Source organism: Xanthomonas sp. XNM01, assembly GCF_014851915.1.
Lineage (GTDB): Bacteria > Pseudomonadota > Gammaproteobacteria > Xanthomonadales > Xanthomonadaceae > Pseudoxanthomonas.
On record NZ_JACVAP010000004.1, the window covers coordinates 431102 to 447296 of the forward strand.

At 68.8% G+C, this 16195-nt stretch carries 19 protein-coding genes and 1 tRNA gene; 7 read left to right on the forward strand and 13 right to left on the reverse strand.

Annotation, left to right across the window (positions count from 1 at the left end):
- Positions 1-77 precede the first annotated feature (77 nt).
- Together trpC and IB242_RS16000 are read left to right on the forward strand one after the other, a co-directional pair.
- On the forward strand, positions 78-872 hold the full coding sequence (gene trpC / locus IB242_RS15995) for an indole-3-glycerol phosphate synthase TrpC (protein ID WP_192281718.1): 795 nt from the start codon (positions 78-80) through the stop codon (positions 870-872).
- On the forward strand, positions 869-1603 hold the full coding sequence (locus tag IB242_RS16000) for a haloacid dehalogenase-like hydrolase (RefSeq protein ID WP_192281720.1): 735 nt from the start codon (positions 869-871) through the stop codon (positions 1601-1603). The genes trpC and IB242_RS16000 overlap by 4 nt, the downstream gene beginning before the upstream one ends.
- 36 nt (positions 1604-1639) lie before the next feature.
- On the opposite strand, the gene IB242_RS16005 is transcribed toward IB242_RS16000, so the two are convergent.
- Together IB242_RS16005 and crp are read right to left on the reverse strand one after the other, a co-directional pair.
- A complete protein-coding gene (locus IB242_RS16005; protein ID WP_192281722.1) occupies positions 1640-2389 on the reverse strand; it encodes a sulfite exporter TauE/SafE family protein in 750 nt (249 codons plus the stop codon).
- Between the two features lie 57 nt (positions 2390-2446).
- The gene (gene crp / locus IB242_RS16010) at positions 2447-3136 is read right to left on the reverse strand and encodes a cAMP-activated global transcriptional regulator CRP (protein WP_192281738.1); all 690 of its coding nucleotides are present in this window, start codon (positions 3134-3136) and stop codon (positions 2447-2449) included.
- A gap of 138 nt (positions 3137-3274) precedes the next feature.
- Here crp and speD point away from each other — a divergent pair, with 138 nt between their 5' ends.
- Positions 3275-4069, forward strand: coding sequence for an adenosylmethionine decarboxylase (gene speD, locus IB242_RS16015; protein ID WP_192282204.1), 795 nt, complete (start codon positions 3275-3277; stop codon positions 4067-4069).
- Between the two features lie 174 nt (positions 4070-4243).
- Positions 4244-4567 carry a quaternary ammonium compound efflux SMR transporter SugE gene (sugE, locus tag IB242_RS16020; protein WP_192281741.1) on the forward strand — a complete coding sequence of 108 codons (324 nt, stop codon included), beginning with the start codon at positions 4244-4246 and terminating at the stop codon, positions 4565-4567.
- Positions 4568-4631: 64 nt separating this feature from the next.
- Here the strand turns inward: sugE and coq7 are convergent, their stop codons facing one another.
- Positions 4632-5273 (reverse strand): 2-polyprenyl-3-methyl-6-methoxy-1,4-benzoquinone monooxygenase, encoded by a 642-nt coding sequence (gene coq7, locus IB242_RS16025; RefSeq protein WP_192281744.1) that lies wholly within the window; start codon positions 5271-5273, stop codon positions 4632-4634.
- 210 nt (positions 5274-5483) lie between these two features.
- Here coq7 and rplM point away from each other — a divergent pair, with 210 nt between their 5' ends.
- The 3 genes from rplM to IB242_RS16040 all read left to right on the forward strand — a co-directional run bounded on the left by rplM (position 5484) and on the right by IB242_RS16040 (position 6539).
- A complete protein-coding gene (rplM, locus tag IB242_RS16030) occupies positions 5484-5912 on the forward strand; it encodes a 50S ribosomal protein L13 (protein ID WP_192281747.1) in 429 nt (142 codons plus the stop codon).
- A gap of 9 nt (positions 5913-5921) precedes the next feature.
- Positions 5922-6314, forward strand: a complete 393-nt coding sequence (rpsI, locus tag IB242_RS16035; protein WP_192281750.1) for a 30S ribosomal protein S9 — start codon at positions 5922-5924, stop codon at positions 6312-6314.
- Between the two features lie 150 nt (positions 6315-6464).
- A tRNA-Gln gene (locus IB242_RS16040) sits at positions 6465-6539 on the forward strand.
- Positions 6540-7040: 501 nt separating this feature from the next.
- Here the strand turns inward: IB242_RS16040 and IB242_RS16045 are convergent.
- The 10 genes from IB242_RS16045 to ccoN form a co-directional block, all read right to left on the reverse strand.
- The gene (locus IB242_RS16045) at positions 7041-7760 is read right to left on the reverse strand and encodes a sulfite exporter TauE/SafE family protein (protein WP_192281753.1); all 720 of its coding nucleotides are present in this window, start codon (positions 7758-7760) and stop codon (positions 7041-7043) included.
- An 8-nt stretch (positions 7761-7768) separates the two neighbouring features.
- Complete coding sequence (ccoS, locus tag IB242_RS16050) at positions 7769-7972, reverse strand: cbb3-type cytochrome oxidase assembly protein CcoS (RefSeq protein ID WP_192281756.1); 204 nt, start codon at positions 7970-7972, stop codon at positions 7769-7771.
- Entirely contained in the window at positions 7969-10407 is a 2439-nt protein-coding gene (locus IB242_RS16055; RefSeq protein ID WP_192281759.1) for a heavy metal translocating P-type ATPase, read from the reverse strand. Before IB242_RS16055 ends, ccoS begins: the two co-directional genes overlap by 4 nt.
- 10 nt (positions 10408-10417) lie before the next feature.
- Positions 10418-10918 (reverse strand): FixH family protein, encoded by a 501-nt coding sequence (locus IB242_RS16060; protein WP_192281762.1) that lies wholly within the window; start codon positions 10916-10918, stop codon positions 10418-10420.
- Entirely contained in the window at positions 10915-12474 is a 1560-nt protein-coding gene (locus tag IB242_RS16065; protein ID WP_192281765.1) for a 4Fe-4S dicluster domain-containing protein, read from the reverse strand. The genes IB242_RS16060 and IB242_RS16065 overlap by 4 nt, the downstream gene beginning before the upstream one ends.
- A 213-nt stretch (positions 12475-12687) precedes the next feature.
- Entirely contained in the window at positions 12688-12987 is a 300-nt protein-coding gene (locus IB242_RS16070) for a hypothetical protein (RefSeq protein ID WP_192281768.1), read from the reverse strand.
- Between the two features lie 6 nt (positions 12988-12993).
- On the reverse strand, positions 12994-13932 hold the full coding sequence (gene ccoP, locus IB242_RS16075) for a cytochrome-c oxidase, cbb3-type subunit III (RefSeq protein WP_192281771.1): 939 nt from the start codon (positions 13930-13932) through the stop codon (positions 12994-12996).
- Positions 13932-14075, reverse strand: a complete 144-nt coding sequence (locus IB242_RS16080) for a cbb3-type cytochrome c oxidase subunit 3 (RefSeq protein WP_192281774.1) — start codon at positions 14073-14075, stop codon at positions 13932-13934. Before IB242_RS16080 ends, ccoP begins: the two co-directional genes overlap by 1 nt.
- Positions 14072-14704 carry a cytochrome-c oxidase, cbb3-type subunit II gene (gene ccoO / locus IB242_RS16085; RefSeq protein ID WP_192281777.1) on the reverse strand — a complete coding sequence of 211 codons (633 nt, stop codon included), beginning with the start codon at positions 14702-14704 and terminating at the stop codon, positions 14072-14074. The genes IB242_RS16080 and ccoO overlap by 4 nt, the downstream gene beginning before the upstream one ends.
- 12 nt (positions 14705-14716) lie before the next feature.
- A complete protein-coding gene (gene ccoN / locus IB242_RS16090) occupies positions 14717-16156 on the reverse strand; it encodes a cytochrome-c oxidase, cbb3-type subunit I (protein ID WP_192281780.1) in 1440 nt (479 codons plus the stop codon).
- Positions 16157-16195 lie beyond the last annotated feature (39 nt).

The following is a 16195-nucleotide window of genomic DNA, read 5'->3' on the forward strand; positions in this document are numbered from 1 at the left end:
CGCCGGCCGGTAGGGCCGGTGACGACATGCGAGAATGCGTGCACCGGCCCGGCGCCGGCGCGCAGCACGGGAACTTCATGAGCGACATCCTGCAGACCATCCTGGCCCGCAAGGCCGAAGAGATCGCCGCCCGCCGCGCCAGCGCGCCGCTGGCCGAGGTCGTTGCGCGTGCGCGCAGCGCGCCGCCGGTGCGTGGTTTCGCCGCGGCGCTGAAGGCCGCGATCGCCAGCGGCGACCCGGCGGTGATCGCCGAGGTGAAGAAGGCCAGTCCGTCCAAGGGCGTGATCCGCCCCGATTTCCGCCCGGACGAGATCGCCGTCAGCTACGAGTTCGGCGGCGCGGCCTGCCTGTCGGTGCTGACCGACGAGGACTTCTTCCAGGGCAGCGACGCCTACCTGCAGCAGGCCCGCAATGCCTGCACGCTGCCGGTGCTGCGCAAGGACTTCACCATCGATCCGTACCAGGTGCACGAGGCGCGTGCGCTCGGCGCCGACTGCATCCTACTGATCGTGGCCGCGCTGGACGACGTGCAGCTGGCCGACCTGTCGGGCCTGGCAATGGAGCTGGGCCTGGACGTGCTGGTCGAGGTGCACGACATCGACGAGCTTGAGCGGGCGATCCAGGTGCCGGTGCCGCTGGTGGGCATCAACAACCGCAACCTGCGCACCTTCGAGGTATCGCTGGACGTGACCCTGCAGATGAAGGACGCGGTGCCGCGTGACCGCCTGCTGGTCACCGAGAGCGGCATCCTCGGCGCGGCCGACGTGGCGATCATGCGCGCCGCCGGCGTGCACGCCTTCCTGGTCGGCGAGACCTTCATGCGCGCGCCCGAACCGGGCGAGGCGCTGCGTCAGCTGTTCTTCGATCCATGAGTACGCCGTACCCGAAGCCGCGCGAGGACGCGCCGCTGGTCGTGTTCGACTTCGACCACACGCTCTACGACGGCGACTCCGGCAGCCATCTGTTCGCCTGGCTGATCCGGCGCAACCCGCTGCGGCTGCTGACGGCGCTGCTGGCCACGCCGGTGCTGGGTCCGCTGGTGGCGATGCTGCCGACGCGGCGCTTCGGTATCTCCGGTTACGTGTGGATCGCCACCTTCGGCCTGCATCGCGCGCGCGAGTTCAACCTGTGGATCGACCGCTACGTGGCCACGCACCGCGAGCAGATCGAGCGCAAGCTGCTGCCGCATGCGCTCGAGGTATTCGCCGCGCACCGTGCCGCCGGCGACCGGGTGGTGGTCGCGACCGGCGCGCCGCCCGAGCTGGCGCGCGCGATCCTGTCCTTCGTCGCCCACCAGGACGTGCCGGTGATCGGCAGCCTGATCGGCCCGCGTTTCGGTGCGGTCGGTGCGCGGCGGCACTGCCACAACGAGGAAAAGATGCGGATGCTGCGCGAGCGCGGCTACGCCGACATCGCCATCGCCTATTCGGACAGCCGCGCCGACCTGCCGCTACTGCTGGCGGCCAGGGCGCCGGTGGTGGTCAACCCCAAGGCCTCGGCCATCGCCCATTTCCGCCAGGTGCTGCCGGAAGGGACGCGGATCCTCAACTGGGGCTGCGTCGACCGCGCCGGCGATGCGGTGGCGCCGCCGCACAGGGGCTGAGCGCATGGCGCCTGGCTGGCGCCGCGCGTCACCGCATCACGCCAGCAGTGCGTGTCCGATCTGGTACACGCTGATGCACAGCACCAGCACGCCGACGGCCACCAGTACCCAGGTTTCGCGGACCCGCTTGACCAGCAGCGCCGCCAGCGGCGCGGCGAGCACGCCGCCGACCAGCAGGCCCAGCACGATTTCCAGATGCTGGATGCCGATCGTGAACAGGAAGGTCAGCGAGACCGCCAGGGTGACCGCGAACTCGGCCGCATTGACCGAACCGATCACCGTCCGCGCCTTGCCGCCGCCGGCGAGCAGGGTCGAGGTCGCCAGCGGTCCCCAGCCGCCACCGCCACTGGCATCGAGCAGGCCTGCGAAAAAGCCCAGCACGGGCACCCGCCGGACCTCGCCACGCGGCCGCATGCGGCCGCTGGCGCGCAGCAGGATCAGGATCGCCAGACCCAGCAGGTAGGCGTAGACGAAGGGACGGATCAGGTCGCCGGGGATCTGGCTCAGCAGCCACGCGCCGGCGATGCCGCCGATCACGCCGGGAATGGCCAGGCGCAGGAAGAGGCGGCGGTCGACGTTGCCCATCGCCGCGTGCGAGGCACCGGACGCACCGGTGGTGAAGACCTCGGCGGCGTGGATGCTGGCGCTGACCTGCGCCGGAGGCAGGCCCATCGCCAGCAGGACGGACGAGGACACCAGGCCGTAGGCCATGCCCAGCGCACCGTCGATCAGCTGGGCGCACAGCCCGATCAGGACGAACCAGTAGAAGTCCGGGCCCAGTTCCATCATCCGGTCCCTTGCCTGGCGTGACGCGGCAACGGGCGGCGCGGACGCCGCCGCCGGTCAGCGGGTGCCGTACAGCACCACGGTCTTGCCGCGCGCATGCAGCTGGCCGTCCGCCTGGAGCTTCTTGAGCACGCGACCGGCCATCTCGCGCGAGCAGCCGACCAGGCGCGCCAGCTCCTGGCGCGAGACGCGCAGCTGGGTGCCCTGCGGATGGCTCATCGCCTCCGGCTCCTTGGCCAGGTCGTGCAGGGTGCGCACGATCCGGTCGGTGACATCCAGGAACGCCAGGCGGCTGGCCTTGCGGCTGGTGGTCAGCAGGCGCCGCGAGAGCTGGATGCCGATCGAGTAGAGCAGCCGCGGCGCATCGGCGGACAGGCCGCCCAGCAGCAGCTGCTGCAGTCGCTCGTAGCTGATCTCGGCCAGCTCGCAGGCGCTGCGGGTACGCAGGATCACCTCGCGGCTGTCCGACTCGATGAACAGGCCCATCTCACCGACGAACTCGCCGGCGCCGTAGTAGCCCAGCACCAGCTCGCGGCCGTCTTCCTCCTCGGCGATGATGCTGACCGAGCCGTTGACCACGTAATACAGGGTGCCGGCCGGGTCGCCGGGGCGGAAAACGTCGGTCCGGTTCGGATAGCGCCGACGCTGGCTGTGGGCCAGAAAACGATCGGTGGCGGCCTGATCCAGCGTCAGCGGACTGCTGGCGAAGCGCACTGGGGACACGATGGGAGGAGTCCTGGAGGTCATGGGCGGGGGCGCGGCAGGTGCCGGAAGAGTAGCCGCATGGGGTCGGCGCCGCAAACGCTTCCATACGGTTTGCATACCCCCGTCACCCCATTTGGCCCATAATGCGCCGCTCCCATCCACCCCAGAGGCATGACCGCCGTGGTCAAACCGCTGCCGCGCCTGAGGCTGCAAGGCTTCAACAATCTCACCAAGGCGCTGAGCTTCAACATCTATGACGTCTGCTACGCGGTCTCGGAAGACGAGCGCCAGCGCTACATCGAGTACATCGATGAGGCGTACAACGCCGACCGCCTGACCCAGATCCTGACCGACGTGGCCCAGATCATCGGCGCCAACATTCTGAACGTGGCCCGCCAGGACTACGACCCGCAGGGTGCCTCGGTGACGATCCTGATCTCCGAAGAGCCGGTCATCGACAAGAAGCAGGCCGGCAAGGAGGTCATCTCCGACGCGGTCGTCGCGCACATGGACAAGAGCCACATCACCGTCCACACCTATCCGGAAACGCACCCGCAGAACGGGATCGCGACCTTCCGTGCGGACATCGACGTGGCCACCTGCGGCGTCATCTCGCCGCTGAAGGCGCTGAACTACCTGATCGAGAGCTTCGAGTCCGACATCGTGGTGATGGACTACCGCGTGCGCGGCTTCACCCGCGACATCAAGGGCAAGAAGCACTACATCGACCACAAGATCAATTCGATCCAGGATTTCCTGGCCAAGAACATCAAGTCGCGCTACGAAAGCATCGACGTGAACGTCTACCAGGAAAACATCTTCCACACGAAGATGCACCTGAAGGAGTTCGACCTCGACACCTACCTGTTCGAGGAGAAGGCGCGCAACCTGTCGTTCAAGGACCGGATGCGGATCGAGGCGCTGCTCAAGCGCGAGATCGAGGAACTGTTCCACGGCCGCAACCTGGTCGAGTAACGGGGTTACGTGCGGTTCGGGTGGTGCCGCGTACGCTGGCATCACCCTGAAAACAGGCGGGACGACCCGCCCGCGGCGCAGGCCGCGCACCAGGACCGACGGCGGTCCGGAACCGATGTTCCGGGCCGCTTTCGTTTGTGCGGCCCGGGCATCTTCACTGCGAGGAGATGATGTATGCCGTGGGTGTATCTGGTGCTGGCGGGTGTGCTGGAAGTGGTGTGGGCGGTGGGCCTGAAGTATTCGGAAGGCTTCACCCGGTTGTGGCCGAGCCTGGTCACCGGCGTGGCGATGGTGGCCAGCTTCTGGCTGCTGGCCACCGCGCTGAAATCGATCCCGCTGGGGACCGGCTATGCGATCTGGGTCGGCATCGGCGCGGTCGGCACCGCGCTGCTCGGCATGGTGATCTTCAAGGAGCCGGCGACGGTGGCGCGGCTGGTCTGCATCGGCCTGATCCTGGCCGGCATCGTGGGCCTGAAGCTGGCCTCGCCCGTGAAGTGATCCTGTCGGCCGGGCCTGTCGTCGAGGCTGGCCCGGCCGCGGGCGCCATTCCCCGTCCGAAGCGTCAGAGCCGGTAGGCGACCGCTTTCATCACCCGGGAAGCGGTCGCCATGAGCGCCGGAATCGGCTGCGGCAGCCGGCGCGCACCGGCCTGCTGCGCATGATCGGCGTGGCGCGCCTCGTCCTCCTTCATCACCTGGATGATCTGCCGGCTGCGCTGGTCCGCATCGGGCAGGGTGTGCAGGTGCTCGTCCAGATGCGCTTCGACTTGGCGTTCGGTTTCGACCACGAAGCCCAGGTTCCAGCCATCGCCGCGCAGGCCGGCCAGCGCGCCGATCGCATAGCTGCCCGCGTACCAGAGCGGATTGAACAGGCTGGGGCGGCTGTCCAGCTCGCGCAGGCGCTGTGCGCACCAGGCCAGGTGGTCGGTTTCTTCCTGGGCGGCCTCCATCAGGTGCGCACGGGTGGCCGCCTCGCGCGCGACCGCGGCCTGGCCGAAGTACAGGCCCTGGGCGCAGACCTCGCCGACGTGGTTGATCCGCATCAGCCCGGCGGCATGGCGGCGCGCCGCAGACGGCATCACCGGATCCTCCGCGGTGGCCGGGCAGGGCCGCGCCGGAGGTGGATCGCCGAGCGTGGTTTCCAGGGCGCGCTGGGCCTCGATCAGCAGGCGGTCGAGCGGAGAGAGCAGGCGGCTGGTGGTCATGAGGCGATGCGGGCGGCGGGCCGGGCTGGCCCTGCCCGATTGTCCGTCGCCGGCCGCCGGCCTGCCAAGCCGCGCGGCATGGGCGACTTGCGCAGCGCCGGCTCCGGGGTGTATCCTCCCGCCTCTTTGTTGCACCCTTCACATCGCGAGGCGAAGTTCCCAGCGGCACCTGCCGGGACGGAATCAGCTCGACCAACCACCAGAGTTCCCATGAAGACTTTCATCGCCAAGTCCGAGACCGTCCAGCGCGACTGGTATCTCGTTGACGCCTCCGGCAAGACCCTCGGCCGCCTGGCCGCAGAGCTGGCCAGCCGCCTGCGCGGCAAGCACAAGCCCGTGTACACCCCTCACGTCGATACCGGCGATTACCTCGTGGTGATCAACGCCGAGAAGATCGCCGTGACCGGCAACAAGCTGCAGGACAAGCTGTACCATCGTTTCACCGGCTACATCGGCAACCTGAAGACCGAGACCCTGGGCCAGGCGCTGGAGCGCCACCCGGAGCGCGTCATCGAGATCGCCGTCAAGGGCATGCTGCCGAAGGGCCCGCTGGGCCGTGCGATGTACCGCAAGCTCAAGGTCTACTCTGGTTCCGAACACCCGCATGCGGCCCAGCAGCCGCAGCCGCTGGACATCTAAGGCATAACGATGGCTACCACTCAGAACTACGGCACCGGCCGTCGCAAGTCCTCCACCGCCCGCGTCTTCCTGCGCAAGGGCAGTGGCAACATCACCGTCAACGGCCGTCCGCTGGACGAGTTCTTCGGCCGTGAGACCGCGCGCATGATCGTGCGCCAGCCGCTCGAACTGACCCAGAACACCGACAAGTTCGACATCGTCGTCACCGCCACCGGCGGCGGCACCACCGGCCAGGCCGGTGCGATCCGTCTGGGCATCGCCCGTGCGCTGGTCGAGTACGACGAAGCGCTGAAGAGCGATCTGCGCAAGGCCGGCTTCGTGACCCGCGACGCCCGTGAGGTCGAGCGTAAGAAGGTCGGTCTGCACAAGGCCCGTCGCGCGACCCAGTTCTCCAAGCGCTGATCGGGATCTGGCGACGCCACGTGCGTCGCCACTTGGTGGTCCGGCAGTCTGCCGGGCCGCCTCGAGGAAAAAGTGGTGCATTTCTTTCACTTTTTCCTTCGACGAATGCGTGCATTCCTCGCGGAGGCGCTCTATAATCGTCACCCCTACAGCCCCGTCGCCAAGCGGTAAGGCACCTGACTCTGACTCAGGCATTCGGAGGTTCGAATCCTTCCGGGGCTGCCAAATACGAAAAAACCAACCGCAAGGTTGGTTTTTTTTTTGCGTCGGATCCGGCTGCGCAATCGCAGCGGCGTGTGTTCGCGAATCGGTTCCGTGCTGGCGGCGCGCCGTGCGTGTCTGGCGATGCGCTTCGCAGCTCGCCACGGCCTCCGCGTGGAAGCGTGAAGTGTGGCGAGCTGCGATGGAGAAGCGTTGCCTGCAGCGTGTTCCCGGATGGCATCGGCCGCATCGCGACGGCCGTCGGCGATGCGCAGTGCGCGTCCTCGTGAGCGGTGGTGTCCGTTCTGCCGCGGGACCGGTCTTCGTCCCAGGTGACGGGCGCGCGGAAGGCCGCCGATGCGGCGTCGACACGTCGCCGGACAAGCGCGGACCTGAGTCGGTCAAGGCGGCGCTTTCGTGCGTCGACGACGCGTAGGATCCGCGCCAGGCCTGCGCAGACAGGTGGGCAACAGCTGCCAGCGTGCGCTGCGATGGGGAGCACCGGATGTGATGGCGCGCCTGCGCTCAGGCCGGCATGCAGCCCAGTGCGGCCAGCGGGCCGTGCAGGGCGGGAATGCGCATCAGCCAGGGCGAGGACAGGGTCAGCAGGCCGGCGGCCAGGACGACACAGGCCAGTGCGGTGCGCAGCGCAGGACGCTGCAGCCAGCGGCCCATGCGCGCGCCCGACCAGGTCAGCGGCAGCATCACCGGCAGCGTGCCCAGGCCGAACGCGGCCATGGTCAGCGCGCCGTCGCGGGCGCTGGCCTGCAGCCAGGCGGCGGTCAGCAGGCTGACGCTGAGGCCGCAGGGCAGCCAGCCCCACAGCGCGCCGAGCGCGAGCCGGCGCCAGGCGGTGTCGGCCGGCAGCAGGCGCCGCTGCAGCGGCTGCAGCCAGCGCCAGGCCCGGGTGCCGGGCTTGCCGAGGACGTTCAGCCTGCCGCTGCGGTCCAGCAGGCGCAGCGCGACCAGCACCAGCACCAGACCGGTCGCCATGCGCAGCCCCAGGGCCAGCGTCTCGAGCCGGGCCAGCTGCAGCAGGCCGCCGCCGAAGCCACCGACCAGGGCGCCGGCGAGCACGTAACCGCCGACCCGGCCCAGATTGGCCTGCAGCGCGACCGCCAGGCCGCCGCCGCGCGACATCGCCGAAAAGCCGGTGGCGATGCCGCCGCACATGGCGGCGCAGTGCACGCCACCGAGCAGCCCGGCCAGGGCGGCGGCAACCAGCATCGGCACATCGATCGGCATCGCGGGGGTCAGCGCTCCGGCGGTGCGGCGTCGCCGGGCCGCGCGCGGGACGTGGTGCGGCCGGCAGCAGGGCGATCGTCGTCGTCGAGGATGTCCAGCGCGGGGGTGTCGAGATCGTCGAACTGGCCGCGTTTGACCGCCCAGACGAACGCGCCGATCGCGGCGGCAAGCAGGACCAGACTGATCGGGATCAGCATCAGCAGGATGTTCATCGCGCGGTCTCCGGCAGGGGGGCGTGCGCAGTGTCGCTGCTTCGGCGTTGCAGGCGGGTCAGGCGCAGCGCGTTGAGCGTGACCAGCAGCGAGGACAGCGCCATGCCGAGTGCGGCCAGCCAGGGCGTGACCAGGCCGGCGATCGCCAGCGGCAGCGCCAGCAGGTTGTACAGCGCGGCCCAGGCCAGGTTCTGCCGGATCACACGGCGCGTGCGGAGCGCCAGTGCGATCGCCGCGGGGATGCGGCCCAGGCTGCCGCCGGTGGTGACCAGGTCGGCGGCGCGGTGCGCCAGCGAGGCGCCTTCGCCCATCGCGATCGAGACGTCGGCGCCGGCGAGCACCGGCGCATCGTTGAGGCCGTCGCCGACCATCGCCACGATCCGTCCCTGCGCCTGCAGCTGGTGCACCAGTGCCAGCTTGTCCTCGGGCGACTGCCGTGCATGCACCGCGCCGATGCCCAGCCCGTCCGCCAGTCGCTGCACCGGCGCGGCAGCGTCGCCGCTGGACAGGTGCACCTGCAGGCCGAGCGCACGCAGTGCGTCCAGCGCCTCGACGGCATCAGGCCGGGCGCGTTCCTGCAGCACGAAACGCGCCTGCGGCGATCGGCCGTCTCCGAGCCACAGCGCGCCGTCGTCGTCGCGGCCGGCGGCGAAGTCGGCCCGCCCCAGTTTCCATGCGCAACCATCGACCCGGCCTTCGATCCCGCGCCCCGGCACGGCGCGCACCTCGCTGGCGGCAGCCGCGTCGATGCCGGCGAACGCGGCCGCGATCGGATGCCCGCTGTCGCGCTCCAGCGCTGCCGCGATCCGCAGTGCGGCGGCACGGTCGAGGGGGCCGAAGACGTCCACCGAGGCCAGCTGCGGACGGCCGTCGCTGAGCGTGCCGGTCTTGTCGAACACGATGTCGGTGGCGCGACCCAGGGAGTCCAGCGCATCCGGCCGCACCGCGAGCAGGCCGACCTTGGCCAGGGTGCCGTGCGCGGTCGCCAGCGCGGCCGGGATGGCGAGCGAGAGCGCGCAGGGGCAGCTGATCACCAGCAGGGCGAGGGTGACTTCCAGTGCGCGTTCGGGCGCGTAGACCTGCCAGCCGGCGAAGGTCAGTGCGGCGACCGCAAGCAGGGCGATCACGAAGCGTCCGCCGATGCGGTCGGCGGCGCGGGCCAGCGCCGGCCGGTGCGCCTGCGCCTGGTCGACCAGGCGGACCAGCTGCGAGAGCCGTGTTTCGCTGCCGATGCCGGTGACGCGGATCCGTGCCGGCTGCTCGCGGCACACGGTGCCGGCGTAGACCGTCGCGCCGGGGTGCTTGCGCACCGGTGCCGATTCGCCGGTCAGCAGCGCTTCCTCGAACCAGGCATCGCCGTCGAGCAGGTCGCCGTCCGCCGGGACCGCATCGCCGGCGGCCACGCAGGCCACGTCGCCGGCGGCGAGCATGCCCAGTGGCACCGCCTCGCGGCTGCCGTCCGCGCGCTCGCGCGTGGCGAAGGCCGGCCGCGCACGCGCGAGCGCATCGACCTGGGCGGTGGCGATGCCGCGCGCGCGCTGTTCGAGCATGCGCGCGGCCAGCAGCAGGAACACGAACATCACCGCGGCGTCGTACCAGACGTGCGGGCCGCCGCGGATGGTCTCGGCCAGGCTGGCCAGATAGGCGAGCAGGGTGGAACTGGCGATCAGGGTGTCCATACCGACGTGGCGCTGGCGCAGCTCGCGCCAGGCGCCGGCCAGGAACGGCCAGCCCGAGTAGAACACCACCGGCGCGCACAGCAGGAAGGTCAGCCAGCGGAAGAAATCCCGCGTCGGCACCGGCATGCTGTTGCTGAAATCCAGGTACAGCGCCTCGGCCAGCATCATCGCCTGCAGCGTACCGAGGCCGGCGATGCCCAGGCGCAGGATCCAGCGCCGTGTGTCCTTGGCGCGCGCGCGCTCCAGCGCTTCGCCGCCGGCCAGGTAGGGCCGGTAGCCGAGCATGGCCAGCCGCTGCAGCGGCCGCGACAGCGCGGTGCGCTGCGGATCCCAGCTGATCCGGATGCGGCCGGTCACTGCATTGGCGCTGCTGTCGAGCACGCCCGGTTCGCGCGCCAGGGCGCGGTCGATCAGCCAGGCGCAGGCGGCGCAGCGCATGCCGTCGGTCAGCAGGGTGATCTCGCGGCCGCCGGCGATCGCACGGCTGTGCTCGGCCTGGACATCGTCGCGGTCCCAGACCGCCAGGTCGGGCAGTTCGGTGCCGACCTTCGTGCCGCCAGCGGTACGCAGGCGGTAATAGCCGTCGAGATCGGACTGGCGGATCCATTCGGCCGCCGCAGAACAGCCATGGCAGCAGAAGCGCTGCTCGCGTCCGTCCAGCTGCAGTCGCTCGAACGACGCCGGAAGCGTCTCGCCGCAGTGGTCGCAGGTTCCGGCAGCGGCCATCGCGACCGGGGCGGGAACGGTGGCGTCCATCGCGTCCGCCTTACTCCCGTCCGCCCAGCGAGGGGGCGAGCCGGGTGGCGTGCTGCTGCTTGGGCAGGCGTCCGTGCAGGCGCCAGCTGCCATCGGCGGGCAGCAGTTCGATGGTCCAGTCGTGGCCCGGATCGATCGCAGCCTCGGCGCGCCAGCCGGTCGCCGTGGCCGGCAGATCCAGCCGCACGTCCTCGGCGGCCCTGATCGGATGGCCGAGCACGATCCGCAGCGGCGCATTGCGTTCGAACTCGCCGGTCGCCGGCAGGACCTCGACCACGCCGTCCTCGATCCGCAGCACCGCGCTCAGGCCGCGCTTCCTGGCGGCGGCATCGGGGCCGAGGTTGGTGGTCTGCACCTGCGAGACGCGCTGGACCTCATCGTTGACCGCATCCGCGCCGCCGGCATTGACGGCGATGAAGACCAGGCCCACGCCGGCCACGATCGAGGCCAGCGGCAGGCCGATCACCAGCCACATCACGGGAATACGCCACAGGGGCTTCTTGTCGTTCATTGCACCGGTCCGAAGAAACTGCTTTCGATCTCGCGGCTGGTCCTGCCGTCGAGGCTCTCGACGATGATCCGCACCGCATGGCGTCCGCGCACGTCGTCGTCGGGTGCGGCGGTGGCGGTGACCGGCAGCGACAGCACCTGCTCGGGGCCGGCCTCCACGACGATGTCGCCATCGCGCAGCATGATACCCGGCGTCGCCGACTCCAGCCGGATCCTGTACTCGCGTGCGACCTGCGCCTTGTTGACCAGCTTCAGCGTGTAGTCGTTGTCGACCCGGCCATCGCCGCCCTGGCGGTACAGCGCGTTGCGGTCGCGCAGCACTTCGGCGATCAGATCGCTGCGGTTGCCCACACCCCAGCCCCAGCCGACGATCAGCGCCAGCAGGATGAAGCCGTAGACGAAGATCCGCGGCCGCGCGACCTTGGTGGTGTCGCCATCGATCGCGTTCTGGGTCGAATAGCGGATCAGGCCCTTGGGATAGCCCATCTTCCCCATCACGTCGTCGCAGGCGTCGATGCAGGCGCCGCAGGCGATGCACTCGTACTGCAGGCCGTTGCGGATGTCGATGCCGGTCGGGCAGACCTGCACGCAGATCGTGCAGTCGATGCAGTCGCCGAGCTGGTCCAGCTCGAACTTCGGCAGCGGCTCGGCTTTCTGGCCGGCGCCGGCCAGGGCGATCGTGCCATGCGCCTGCAGGCGGTTGTCGGCGGCGGTCGGATGCTTGCTTGTGCGGAACACATAATCGTAGGCGGTGCGCACGTCGAGCAGGCCGCGGGCGCGCTCGAGCACGCTGCCGAGGCCGCGCTTGCGCGGACCGCGCGGCTCGCCGCGCATGGGGTCGTAGGCGATCAGCAGGGTGTTGCGGTCGAACATCGCGCTCTGGAAGCGCGCGTACGGGCACATGTACTTGCACACCTGCTCGCGCAGGAAGCCGGCGTTGCCCCAGGTGGCCAGTGCGTAGAACAGCACCCAGAAGGTTTCCCAGCCGCCCCACTGCCAGGTGAAGAGACGGCTGCCCAGTTCGGTGATCGGGGTGAAGAAGCCGACGAAGGTGAAGCCGGTCCACAGTGCGAACACCAGCCACAGCGTGTGCTTGGCGCCCTTGCGCAGCAGCTTCTCGCGTGTCCATGGGCCGGCGTCGAGCTTCATCCGCTTGGCGCGGTCGCCCTCGGTCCACTGCTCCATCCACAGGAACACTTCGGTCCATACCGTCTGCGGACAGGCGTAGCCGCAGAACAGGCGCCCGGCCAGCGCGGTGAAGAAGAACAGCGCCATCGCCGCGATGATCAGCAGCAGCGCGAGGAACAGGAAATCCTGCGGCCAGAACACCAGGCCGAACACGTAGAACTTGCGTGCCGGGAGATCGAACAGCACCGCCTGGCGACCGTCCCACGGCAGCCACGGGAACACGTAGAACATGCCCAGCAGCCAGATCACCGCGGCGACGCGCAGCCTGGCGAAGCGCCCGGACACGTCGCGCGGATAGACCTTGCGCTCGCTGACATAGAAGGAGTTGCCCTGGCCGTCGACGACGTCCAGCGGGATGCGTTTGCTCATGGGTGCCTTCCTGCGGGCGACGACGCGCGTCCGCGAGGGCGGACCGGCGTGCTGGCGTGGGCGGATGAAATCATGGTCTGGGGCGTCGCCGCATCGAGGCGGCGTGGCGAGCGGAACGGGGTTTCCGCGATGTCCAGTATCCGGCGACGCCCGCGTGCGCGGTAGCGTCAAATTGTCGCAGGGGGGCTCGTGCAGGCGAGCCCAAAAAGCCGCTTATTTCTCGGGCGGCAACGCGTGGTTGAAGCGACTGGACGGACGCAGCAGGATCCAGGTGAACAGGCTGGACGAAGCGGTCGCCAGCCAGAACACGAAGAAGCCCAGCGAATAGCCGAGCTCCCGTGAAATCTGCAGGTCGGGGAAGGTCATGTCGCGCAGCATCAGCGGATCGACGAAGGCGAAGAACACCATCGTCGCCACGCCGGCAGCGAAGAAGCTGGGCCAGGCGATGGCCCCCACGCGCTGCGCGAGCGGGCGTGGGGGGTGATCGAAACGTGGCTCGCTGAAGTCGCTCACTGCGCGTCAGTCCTTCGCCGGGGCGCTCCCGGTTCCGGCCTCATTATGCGACAGCGACCAGACGTATGCAGCGACCAGGCGGGCGCGGGTTTCGCCGAGCAGTTCGCGGTGCGCGGGCATCACGCCATGGCGGCCGTCGGTGATGGTCCTGGTCAGGCTTTCGCGGGTGCTGCCGTACATCCAGTAGTCGTCGGTCAGGTCGGGCGCGCCCAGTTCCTGGTTGCCCTTGCCGTCGATGCCGTGGCAGGCCACGCAGACGCCTTCGTACAGCTTCTTGCCCTGTGCGGCCATGAAGTTGTTCTGCAGCGTCTCCGGCGCGGACAGGGTGCGGACGTAGGCGATGGTGTAGTCCACCGCGTTGTCGCCGCCCATGCCGGTCAGCACCTGGCCCCAGCCGGGCATGATGCCGTCGCGGCCATCGAGCACGGTTTCCAGCACGCGTTCCGGACTGCCGCCCCAGTGCCAGATGTCGTCGGTCAGGTTCGGGTAGCCGATCGCACCCTGGCCCGAGGAGCCGTGACAGGTGGCGCAGGTGTTGCTGAAGATCGAGCGCCCCAGTGCCAGCGCCTTCTGGTCCTTGGCCAGCACGTCGATGGCCTGGTTGGCGAACGGCTTGAAGGTTTCCTCCAGGCGCGCGTCCTGCACGGCCTTCTCGTCGGCGTGCTCACCGGCCGAGGACCACTTGGAGTAGCCCGGAATCGCGCCGAGGCCGCCGTACCAGAAGATGTAGCCGACCGCGAACACGATGGTGATGTAGAACAGGTTGATCCACCACTTCGGCAACGGCTTGTTGTACTCGGTGATGTCGCCGTCCCAGGTATGCAGGGTCTCTTCCGGGCCCGGATCGTTCGGGCGGCGACGCGCGGTCCACCACAGCAGCCAGACACAGCCCAGCAGGTTCAGCGCGACGATCGCGATGACGTACCACGTCCATCCGGTGCTCATCATGCCCGGTTCCCCCTGTCTTCCTCATCCAGCGGCAGGCGTGCCGCATCCTCGAACTCGCGCTTGCGCTTCGGGCTCCAGGCCCAGATCCAGCCGCCGACGAACATCGCCAGCAGGATGGCGGTGACGATTCCCGAGATCATTGCTGGCCTCCACGCGGCGCATGCCGTCCAAGTCCCTGCAGGTAGGCCACGACCGCATCCAGCTCGGTCTTGCCCTCGACGTCGGCCGGCGCCTGCGCGATCTGCTCGTCGGTGTAGGGGTCGCCCAGGGTCTTCAGCGCACCCATGCGCTTGGCCACGGTGGTGCCGTTGACCTCGGTCTTCTCCAGCCACGGGAAGCCCGGCATGTTCGACTCGGGCACCACGTCGCGCGGATTGATCAGGTGCACGCGGTGCCAGTCGTCGGAGTAGCGGCCGCCGACGCGGGCCAGGTCCGGACCGGTGCGCTTGCTGCCCCACTGGAACGGCCGGTCGTAGACCGACTCGCCGGCCAGCGAGTAGTGGCCATAGCGCTCGGACTCGAAGCGCAGGGTGCGCACCATCTGCGAGTGGCAGTTGTAGCAGCCCTCGCGGATGTAGATGTCGCGCCCTGCCAGTTCGAGCGCCGGATAGGGTTCGACCCCTTCCAGCGGCTCGATCGTCTCGGCCTGGAACATCAGCGGCACGATCTCGGCCAGGCCGCCGAACGAAATGGCCACCGCGATCAGCACCGCCATCAGGCCGATGTTCTTCTCGACTTTCTCGTGTGCGTTGTTGTTGTCGTTGCTCATGTCGGTCCGTCCTCAGGCACGCGCTTCGGAAGCGTCGGGCGCCATCACCGGCGCGCCGGCCAGCGAAGTGGCGGTGCGGTAGGTCTTGTAGGTGTTCCAGGCCATCACGCCCATGCCGGCCAGCACCAGGAGACCGCCGCCCAGGCGGATCAGGTAGTACGGATAGGTCGCGTTGAGCGCCTCGACGAAGCTGTACGTCAGCGTGCCGTCGTCATTGGTGGCGCGCCACATCAGGCCCTGCATGACGCCGGCGATCCACATCGAGGCGATGTAGAACACCACGCCCAGCGTGTGCAGCCAGAAGTGCAGGTCGATGGCCTTGATGGAGAACATCTGCTCGCGGCCCAGCAGCTTGGGCAGCAGCGCGTAGATCGAACCGATCGAAATCATCGCCACCCAGCCCAGCGCACCGGCGTGCACGTGGCCGACGGTCCAGTCGGTGTAGTGCGACAGCGAGTTGACCATCTTGATCGACATCATCGGCCCCTCGAAGGTCGCGATCATGTAGAACGAGATCGCCACGATCAGGAACTTCAGGATCGGGTCGGTGCGCAGCTTGTACCAGACGCCCGACAGGGTCATCACGCCGTTGATCGCGCCGCCCCAGCTCGGTGCCAGCAGCACCAGCGAGAACACCATGCCCAGCGACTGTGCCCAGTCCGGCAGGGCGGTGTACTGCAGGTGGTGCGGGCCGGCCCACATGTAGACCGCGATCAGCGCCCAGAAGTGCACGATCGACAGCCGGTAGGAATACACCGGGCGGCCGGCCTGCTTGGGCACGAAGTAGTACATCATGCCGAGGAAGCCGGCGGTCAGCAGGAAGCCCACTGCGTTGTGGCCGTACCACCACTGCACCATCGCGTCGACGGCACCGGAGTAGACCGGGTACGACTTGGTCAGGCCCACCGGAATCGACAGGTTGTTGACGATATGCAGCAGGGCGATGGCGATGATGTACGCGGCGTAGAACCAGTTGGCCACGTAGATGTGCTTGACCCGGCGCTTGGCGATCGTGCCGAGGAACAGCACCGCGTACGCCACCCAGACCACCGTGATCAGGATGTCGATCGGCCATTCCAGCTCGGCGTACTCCTTGCCCTGGGTGTAGCCCAGCGGCAGGGAGATCGCGGCCAGCAGGATCACCAGCTGCCATCCCCAGAACACGAAGGCGGCCAGCTTGTCGGAAATGAGCCGCACGTGGCAGGTACGCTGCACCACATGCAGGCTGGTGGCGAACAGCGCGCTGCCACCGAAGGCGAAGATCACCGCATTGGTATGCAGTGGTCGCAACCGCCCGTAACTCAGCCAGGGCAGGTCGAAATTGAGCGCTGGCCAGTAAAGCTGTGCGGCGATGATGACGCCGACCAGCATGCCTACGATGCCCCAGACCACGGTCATCACCGCGAACTGACGCACCACCTTGTCGTTGTATGTCCCCTGCACGCTTTGCATGCGGTCCGATCCTCAGTCTGAACGGGGGCGATCATCCGC

Coding starts and splice junctions, on each gene's coding strand:
- ccoO (WP_192281777.1), bottom strand. CDS start 14,704: ATGAGCAACGACAACAACAACGCACACGAGAAAGTCGAGAAGAACATC.
- IB242_RS16055 (WP_192281759.1), bottom strand. CDS start 10,407: ATGGACGCCACCGTTCCCGCCCCGGTCGCGATGGCCGCTGCCGGAACC.
- trpC (WP_192281718.1), top strand. CDS start 78: ATGAGCGACATCCTGCAGACCATCCTGGCCCGCAAGGCCGAAGAGATC.
- IB242_RS16080 (WP_192281774.1), bottom strand. CDS start 14,075: ATGATCTCGGGAATCGTCACCGCCATCCTGCTGGCGATGTTCGTCGGC.
- ccoS (WP_192281756.1), bottom strand. CDS start 7,972: ATGAACATCCTGCTGATGCTGATCCCGATCAGTCTGGTCCTGCTTGCC.
- IB242_RS16000 (WP_192281720.1), top strand. CDS start 869: ATGAGTACGCCGTACCCGAAGCCGCGCGAGGACGCGCCGCTGGTCGTG.
- rpsI (WP_192281750.1), top strand. CDS start 5,922: ATGGCTACCACTCAGAACTACGGCACCGGCCGTCGCAAGTCCTCCACC.
- IB242_RS16005 (WP_192281722.1), bottom strand. CDS start 2,389: ATGGAACTGGGCCCGGACTTCTACTGGTTCGTCCTGATCGGGCTGTGC.
- ccoN (WP_192281780.1), bottom strand. CDS start 16,156: ATGCAAAGCGTGCAGGGGACATACAACGACAAGGTGGTGCGTCAGTTC.
- ccoP (WP_192281771.1), bottom strand. CDS start 13,932: ATGAGCACCGGATGGACGTGGTACGTCATCGCGATCGTCGCGCTGAAC.
- IB242_RS16045 (WP_192281753.1), bottom strand. CDS start 7,760: ATGCCGATCGATGTGCCGATGCTGGTTGCCGCCGCCCTGGCCGGGCTG.
- crp (WP_192281738.1), bottom strand. CDS start 3,136: ATGACCTCCAGGACTCCTCCCATCGTGTCCCCAGTGCGCTTCGCCAGC.
- IB242_RS16065 (WP_192281765.1), bottom strand. CDS start 12,474: ATGAGCAAACGCATCCCGCTGGACGTCGTCGACGGCCAGGGCAACTCC.
- sugE (WP_192281741.1), top strand. CDS start 4,244: ATGCCGTGGGTGTATCTGGTGCTGGCGGGTGTGCTGGAAGTGGTGTGG.
- IB242_RS16060 (WP_192281762.1), bottom strand. CDS start 10,918: ATGAACGACAAGAAGCCCCTGTGGCGTATTCCCGTGATGTGGCTGGTG.
- coq7 (WP_192281744.1), bottom strand. CDS start 5,273: ATGACCACCAGCCGCCTGCTCTCTCCGCTCGACCGCCTGCTGATCGAG.
- rplM (WP_192281747.1), top strand. CDS start 5,484: ATGAAGACTTTCATCGCCAAGTCCGAGACCGTCCAGCGCGACTGGTAT.